This window comes from Stenotrophomonas sp. GD03958 (assembly GCF_029839005.1).
In the GTDB taxonomy this organism is placed as follows: Bacteria; Pseudomonadota; Gammaproteobacteria; order Xanthomonadales; family Xanthomonadaceae; genus Stenotrophomonas; species Stenotrophomonas hibiscicola.
Map to the genome: position 1 here is coordinate 1 of NZ_JAOBZT010000136.1, position 3,601 is coordinate 3,601.

General features: G+C 69.1%; 3 protein-coding genes. 1 reads left to right on the plus strand and 2 read right to left on the minus strand.

The window, feature by feature from the left end:
- Nucleotides 1-4: 4 nt before the first annotated feature.
- Together rlmKL and N5C25_RS20345 are read right to left on the minus strand one after the other, a co-directional pair.
- Nucleotides 5-2,143, minus strand: coding sequence for a bifunctional 23S rRNA (guanine(2069)-N(7))-methyltransferase RlmK/23S rRNA (guanine(2445)-N(2))-methyltransferase RlmL (rlmKL, locus tag N5C25_RS20340; RefSeq protein ID WP_279937788.1), 2,139 nt, complete (start codon nucleotides 2,141-2,143; stop codon nucleotides 5-7).
- A gap of 145 nt (nucleotides 2,144-2,288) precedes the next feature.
- Entirely contained in the window at nucleotides 2,289-2,816 is a 528-nt protein-coding gene (locus N5C25_RS20345; RefSeq protein WP_019659068.1) for an alpha/beta hydrolase, read from the minus strand.
- A gap of 72 nt (nucleotides 2,817-2,888) precedes the next feature.
- Here N5C25_RS20345 and N5C25_RS20350 point away from each other — a divergent pair, with 72 nt between their 5' ends.
- Entirely contained in the window at nucleotides 2,889-3,455 is a 567-nt protein-coding gene (locus N5C25_RS20350; RefSeq protein ID WP_058979485.1) for an N-acetylmuramoyl-L-alanine amidase, read from the plus strand.
- Nucleotides 3,456-3,601 lie beyond the last annotated feature (146 nt).

Consider the following 3,601-nt stretch of genomic DNA (forward strand, 5'->3'; position numbering starts at 1 on the left):
GGGCTTACCCCAACCGCTTCAGTTCCCACGCGCGGTGGATGCGCGCGTTGCGCTCGAAATCCGGACCGATGGTGCGTGCGGTGATCTCGCGGCACTGGGCGAATTCGGCGATGGCGTTCTCTTCCAGCTTGAAGCGGCGGAAGTTGTTGGAGAAGTACAGCACGCCACCCGGTGCCAGCCGCGCCACCGCCGCCCGCAGCAGCTTCAGCTGTTCGCGCTGCACGTCGAAATCATCGGCGCGGGCGGAATTGGAGAAGGTCGGCGGGTCACAGAAGATCACGTCGTACTGGCCGCGGTCGCCTTCCAGCCAGGCCATTGCATCGGCCTGTACCAGCAGATGCTGGTTGCCCCCCTGCCCGTTCAGCGCCAGGTTGTCGTAGCACCACTGCAGATAGGTGGCCGACAGGTCGACGCTGGTGGTGCTGGCGGCACCGGCCACGGCGGCCTGCACGCTGGCCACGCCGGTGTAGCAGAACAGGTTGAGGAAACGCTTGCCACGCACCTGCTCGGCCATCATCCGGCGCAGCGGGCGATGGTCGAGGAACAGGCCGGTATCCAGGTAATCGAACAGGTTCACCTGCAGCAGCGCGTTGTTCTCTCGCACCACGATGAACTCGTCGCGCTGCTCGAAGCGGCCGTACTTGCTGCCGCCCTTGCCGCGCTCGCGCGATTTCATCGACACCTGTTCCGGTGGCACGCCGAACACTTCGCGCGCGGCGGCCAGCAGCTCGTTGCGGCGGCGGCGCACGTCGTTCTCGGGAATCGCCGCCGGTGCCGCGTACTCCTGCACATGCAGGAAGGTGCGGCGCTTGCCTCCGTCTTCCTCGTAGACATCAATGGCCGCCGCGTACTCCGGCAGGTCGGCGTCGTAGGCGCGGAAGCAGGTGATGTCCTCGCGGGCACGCCAGCTCTTGAACTTCTTCAGGTTCTTGCGCAGCCGGTTGGCCACCATCTGCGCGCCTTCGCTCAGCTCGCGCGGCTGTGCCGGATCACGACCCGGCACGGCAATCGGATCGCAGACGATCAGCGCGCATTCCAGCGCACCGTTGAACATCTGGTACTTCTTGCTGGCGCGCAGGCCAGTGGCGAAGGCCAGCTCGTCATTGCCGCACAGCAGGCTGGCACGCCACTGCGGCACGGCCTTCTGCAGGGCATTGCCCAACGCGCGGTACAGCGCCGGATCGGCAGCCAGGCGTTCGTCGTACGGCGGGTTACAGACCACCGCTCCGATCTCCTGTTCGGGCGCGGCCAGGTCGGCGACATCGGCGCGGGTGAAGCGGATCGCGTGGGCGACGCCGGCAACCTCTGCATTCTCGCGGGCGGCCTGGATCGCGGCCGGGTCGATATCGCTGCCATGGATGACCGGCTTCAGCGCGGCCAGGCCGGCCGCTTCGCGCTCGCGTGCTTCGCTCTGGATGGACTTCCAGGCCGCCTTGTCGAAGCCCAGCCAACGGCTCGGCGGCAGGCTGCCATGCCGCATCAGGCCAGGGGCGACGTCGGCGGCCATCAGTGCACCTTCGATCAGCAGCGTGCCGCTGCCACACATCGGGTCCAGCAGGCCGCCTCCGGCGGTGTGCAGGCGCGGCCACTGCGCGCGCAGCAGCAGCGCGGCGGCCAGGTTTTCCTTCAGCGGCGCCTCGTGGGCGGCACCGCGCCAGCCACGGCGATGCAGCGGGCCACCGCCGAGGTCGATCGACAGCGAAGCACGGCCCTTGCGCAGCGACAGGTTGACGCGCACATCGGGCAGGTCGGTGTTGACCGAGGGGCGCTCCAGGCCTTCATCACGCATCCGGTCGACGATGGCGTCCTTGATCCGCTGCGCGGCAAAGCGCGCATGGGTGATCTTGTCACCGGACACGTGTGCGTCCACCGCCAGGGTCATCTCCGGCGTGATGTGCTCGTGCCACGGCAGCGCACGCACGCCGTCATACAGGGCCTGCTCGTCCGGGCAGTCGAACTCGGCGATCGGCCACAGCACGCGGCTGGCCAAGCGCGACCACATCACGATCCGCAGCGCCTGCGCCAGTTCGCCCTCGGCGTTGACGCCGGCAATGGTGGCGGTGGCCTTGGCAAGGCCCAGGGCCGACAGTTCATCGGCAAGCAGGTATTCCAGGCCCTTGGCGCAGGAGACGAAGAATTTCACGGGGTCGGTTCGCAGGTGGTCGGGCGCGGCACAGGGGCCGGGCCGGTCGGAAAGGAGGGCCGTAGGCACGGCCGGCAGGCCCGCGCCGGGGGCGGCGGGGCTGCCATTGTAGTCAATGCGGGCAGGCGCGCCGTGCGCCCCGGCTTCACAGTTGCCGCAGCAGGCGCTCGAAGGCCTGCGCAGAGGCCTCCACGTGGCGCTCCAGGCGGTGGCCATCGTCAACCAGCAGCAACTGCGCCGAACGCGCCTGCGCCCAGGCAATCACGCCGGCAGCCGGTACCACGTCGTCATGCCAGGCCTGCACCACCGTGGTCGGCACCACAGCGGCGTCCAGCGCCGGCATCGGGCCCATGGTGGTCGGCGGCACCATCAGGAACAGGCCGGCTACCGGCACCTGCAGCGAGGCGATGGCGGAAATGTAGGCGCCCAGGCTGGAGCCGGCCAGTACCACCGGCCCCTGACGGGCAGCGATGGCGGCGCGTTCAACCAGACGGCGCAGGCGGGTCGGCACGTCGCCCACCCGGCTGACCTCGCTCATCGCGTCCAGGTCGGTGTAGTCGGGGCGCTCGTGGGTCCAGCCCAGGCGTTGGGCCACCTCGGCCAGCGCGGTGACCTTGGTCGCCTCTGGGCCGCTCTCGAAGCCATGGGAGAGGATGCAGTGGCCGCGGCTCATGCGCGTGCTCCGTGGGCGCGGGCCAACCAGGAAAGAGAAGGCAGGTTCATGCCGCAATGCTAGCATCGCCGGATGCCCAACCCGCTCCTGCCCGGCCTGCAGCTGCAGCCCCTGCCCTACCACGACCGACTGCCGCTGCGCGATCCGGCCGCGCTGGAGATGGTGGTGATCCACTGCACCGAGCTGCCCGATCTGGCGATGGCCCGCGAGTACGGCGAGCGCGTGCTGTATGACAGCGGTGCCGGCAACAGCGGGCACTTCTACATCGACCGCGATGGCAGCGTGGTGCAGTACGTTGCGCCCGAACGCGTGGCCCACCACGTGCGCGGCATGAACGCGCATACGCTGGGCATCGAGCTGGTCAATACCGGGCGCTACCCGCACTGGTTCGACAGCCGTCACCAGGCGATGGACGAGGCCTACACCGAGGCGCAACTGGAAGCGCTGGAGCGGCTGCTGCAGGCGCTGGTGGTGCGCTATCCGTCGCTGCAGCGGATTGCCGGGCATGACCAGCTGGATCGGGAGCAGGTGCCGGCCAGCGATGATCCGACGCTGATGGTGGCGCGCAAGCGTGATCCGGGGCCGTTGTTCCCGTGGGCGCGGGTGCTGGCGAAGGTGCCACTGCAGCCGGTTGGGTAAGTGGCAGGGCTGCGCCCTGCACCCGCAGAAGCAACGTCAACGTCAACGTCAACGTCAAGAGCTGGCATTCCGGGGGATGGCGGGGTGGGTCCGGTTGCGGGGGACGCTGCAAGTCCCCCTCCGGGGCCCGGCCCAGCCGCTGGCGG

Bases quoted from the DNA above. Each gene is read 5' to 3' on its own strand.
- N5C25_RS20345 (WP_019659068.1), bottom strand. From the start codon at position 2,816: ATGAGCCGCGGCCACTGCATCCTCTCCCATGGCTTCGAGAGCGGCCCA.
- N5C25_RS20350 (WP_058979485.1), top strand. From the start codon at position 2,889: ATGCCCAACCCGCTCCTGCCCGGCCTGCAGCTGCAGCCCCTGCCCTAC.